This window comes from Rubrivirga sp. (genome assembly GCF_049648075.1).
Lineage (GTDB): Bacteria > Bacteroidota > Rhodothermia > Rhodothermales > Rubricoccaceae > Rubrivirga.
In genome coordinates this window covers 1-3,488 of sequence record NZ_JBARYR010000261.1, presented here as the reverse complement: position 1 = coordinate 3,488, position 3,488 = coordinate 1, and the positions used below count along the sequence as shown (strand labels likewise).

Here is a 3,488-nt window from a genome sequence, read left to right as displayed (position 1 = left end):
CCGGCGTGTCGTAGACGGCGACGTCGCCGCCGCTCGCATCGAGGACGTCGGAGCCGGCCCCGCCGATGACGCGCACGGCGATGTCGCGCGGCCCGTCGCCGACGACGTGGAACTCGTCGCGGCCGCCGAAGCCGTAGAGCCGGACCTCGTCGGTCTCGTCCGGGTGGAACGTGCGCTGGTACAAGACCGCTCCGGGCTCGCCGCCCTTGAACGATCGGACCTCGACCTCGAGGTCGCCCCCCTCGAGGCGCCGGGCTTGGAACCGCTCGCGCTCGTCGCTGCCGACCACGTCGACGATGGGCGCGTGGAAGCCGTAGTACGCCTCGGCGGCGTCGACCAGCCGGTCGCGGCGGCTCTTGGCGACGCGGAGCCAGTTTTCGCGGACTTGGTCGTAGATCGGGTCCGGGAGCGCGCGGACGGCGTCCTCGATGGCGTCATCGGTGAGACGGCCTTGCAAGTCGCGGGCGATGGCCCGCCAGTCCTCGAGGTCGAGCTCGTTGAGGAACCGGCGGTCCTGGAAAAACCCGTTCGTCGTGAGTCCCTCGATGCTCCCGTAGTCCTCCGCGATGGGCTGGAGACGGTTGTCGAACGCGGCCAGCAAGGCCTGGAACGGGCCATCCAAGCCGTAGAACGCGAAGTCGCGGTCACGGGCGATGGGCACGTAGACCTTGCCGCGCGTCGCCTCGTCGCCCTCGAGGGCGGGGTCGAGGTCGCCGGGCTCGAAGGCGGCCCAGCGCCACTGGTCGAGGTGGCGATCCCAGTCCGCCATCAGCATGTCGAGCAGGCGGGCGCGCAGGAACGTCCGCTGGTCGACGCGGTGGTCCTGGTCTTCGCGCAGTTCCTCGCGGATGTTGCCGGACGAGACGACGTCGGTCATGCCCTCGAAGCCGGGGACGGCGCTCATGTCGTCGTCGGGGCGGACCTCGAACAAGGCCAAGCGGTTGGCGAACGTCTTGCGGTAGCGGCCCAAGCGCGGGTCGTCCGGGATCCAGACGATCCGAGGGTCGGGCTGGGCGATGCCGGCGGCGCGGGCCAGGGGCGAGGCGACGAGCGCGCCGTAGGGGACCATCGAGGACCGCAGGTCGAGGACGACGTCGCCGACCAACCCGTCGCGCAGCTCGAACGGGACCTGGGCGAGCCCGCTCTTTTCGAGCAGGCGCAGGCCGTATTCCTGGCCGTCGGGGTTGACGAGCCGCAGGCCGGTCGTCTGCAACCCGCCGCCCTTCTTGACCGGTGTCAGTCCACCGGCCTCGGTTCCGAGGTCGATGACGGGGAACGTGACTGGCGTTTTCCAGACGTCGCGGTAGCCGGTTCCGAAGAAGGCGCGCGTGAAGGCGTCGTTCTGGAACGGCTCCGTCACGAAATCAGCGTCGGCGGCGACCGTGACGGTTTCGCCCAGGTTGGCCGGCAGGTCGGACGGGTCGAGGTCGTCGGGGAGCCGGTCGGGGACGATGTCGAGGTTGATCCCGGCGACCTCGCCGCGGAACACGACCGTCGCCTGGCCGGAGGCGTCGACCTCGACGGTCTCGGTCCACAGGCGCCCGTTGGGGTAGTAGACGAGCCGCTGGTACCCGGGGCGGGACGACAGGTAAAGCGCGTCGCCGGCCGCGAAAGCGGCTCCGTCGCCGCCGGCCGTCCCGGAGACCATGTGCGTCTGTTGACGGAGCGTGTTGATGACGTCGGTCTCGGTCTGCAGGATGGCGTCGTGGGACGCCGCCCAGACCAGGCGGTCATGCTGGGCCGCGATCCGACCCAGGGTCTGCCGGAGCGACCGGTAGCGCGGCGCGGACAAGTCTTGCAAAGATGTGCCGACCGTCCTCGAGGCGATGGTCGCGAGCGGGTTGCCGCGGTTGCCGCCCCTCGGCCCGCGTGAGATGAGCGGGTGGTGGGCCACGACCACGAGCCGGTCGTCGTCGCGGTCCTCGACGATCTGCTCGAAGATGCGGGCCACGTCACCGGCCGAGCGGATGTCCTGGTCCTCGGCCTCGCCCTCGGGGCGCTCGTTGGGGTCCAGCAGCCACCAAGCGGTGTCGAGCGCGATCAGGCGCAAGCCCTCGGCCAGCTCGTCCTCGCGCGGCCCGCCGGCCTGGTCACCCGGCGTCAGCACGTCGGCGTCGAAGGCGTCCTCCAAGACGTCCTCCAACCGCTTGACGCCGTCCTCGCCGTAGGCCCAGTCGCGGTCGCCGGGGACGACGACGATCTCGGCCTCGAGGCCGCGGAGCGAGGCGATGAGCGCGTCGACCGGCGCCTGAGCGCGGGCGCGGTCCGGGTCGTCATCGGGGGGGAGCCCGTCGGCGGTCACGTCGCCCAGGACCACGACGGTCGCGTTCTCGCCGAACGCTCGGGCGTCTCGGGCCAGGGCCTCGAGGACGACCGGCTGTCCGTCCTCGAGGTCGCCGGTGTTGCCCGCCAGGTACACGACGTGCTCGGGGCCGTCGGGCAAGTCGGGGACCGGGTCGGCGCGTCGGTCCGGTGCGAGGTACGGCTGGGTGGTGGTGCAGCCGGCGACGAACGCGACCAGAACGAAGAGGGACCGACGCATTTAACGGGTGGGAGCGTAGCGGAGGAGCCGCCCGGGGCCGCTCGGACCCTCGCTGGCGATGTAGAGCGTCCCGTCCGCTGCAAATGCGATGCCTTCGGGCTGGGGGGCGATGCTCGGGAGGTCCGCGACGGTCAGCAGCTCGCCCTCGCGGGACAGGACGGCGATGGACCGGCGGACCGACGAGACGACGTAGACCTCGCCATTGGGGTGGACCGCGATCGCCGACGGCTTGAAGGCGCGGCCCCGGTCCACCACGCGCCGGTCGAGGACGAAGACGGGCTGGTCGGACATGGCCTCGGCCTCGAGGTCGAACGCGTAGATGGCGCGCAGGCCGTCGAGGTCGGGACCGGGGTTCTCCTTGCAGGCGACGAGCAGCGTCCCGCTCGCGGCGTCGTAGGCCAGGCCCTCAGTGTCGTTCCGGCCCCGGAGCGACGTCTCGACCTTGCGCGTGCTCGGGGCGCCCGTCGAGTCGCGGCCGACGCGGTAGAGGTCGCCGTCGCTGCGCAGCACCCAGACGGCCTCGAGGGCGAGCGCGACGCCCTCGTAGTCGCCGGAGCCCTCGAAGGTGAGCCGGTCCACGATGGCGCCCGTCGCCGGGTCGATCTCGTACAGGATTCCGTCCTCGTCCTGGACCGCGCCCAGCCGTCCGCTCGGGACGACGGTCAGGCCCGAGATCTCGCGCAACTCAGACGGCAGGTCGACGACGGCGTCGGGCGTGTCGAGGGCGTACGGGATGGTGTGGCTCGCGGTGACGGGCGCAGCGGCGGGTGTCTGGGAGGGCTCGGCGCAGGCACTAAGCGCGAGGAGGAGGGCGAGGAGTCGCATAGAAGCGTCGTCAACGTCTCGTCCTCGAGGTCGGTTCGCGCGCCTGCGGAGCGGTGTGTGCAGACGGGTGTGCGAGGGCCGTCCTCGAGGCCGCCGACGCCTCTAGATTCCGTCGTCCCCC

Annotated in this window: 1 protein-coding gene and 1 pseudogene; both read right to left on the bottom strand. The window is 71.5% G+C overall.

Annotated elements, in window-relative coordinates:
* Window positions 1-2,542: pseudogene (locus WBA11_RS07790) on the bottom strand (hypothetical protein); the annotation flags it as partial.
* Window positions 2,543-3,367 carry an SdiA-regulated domain-containing protein gene (locus WBA11_RS07785; RefSeq protein ID WP_424520132.1) on the bottom strand — a complete coding sequence of 275 codons (825 nt, stop codon included), beginning with the start codon at window positions 3,365-3,367 and terminating at the stop codon, window positions 2,543-2,545.
* Window positions 3,368-3,488 lie beyond the last annotated feature (121 nt).

What these genes read in the sequence shown, in the direction of transcription:
- WBA11_RS07785 (WP_424520132.1), bottom strand. Translation starts at nt 3,367, where the DNA reads ATGCGACTCCTCGCCCTCCTCCTCGCGCTTAGTGCCTGCGCCGAGCCC.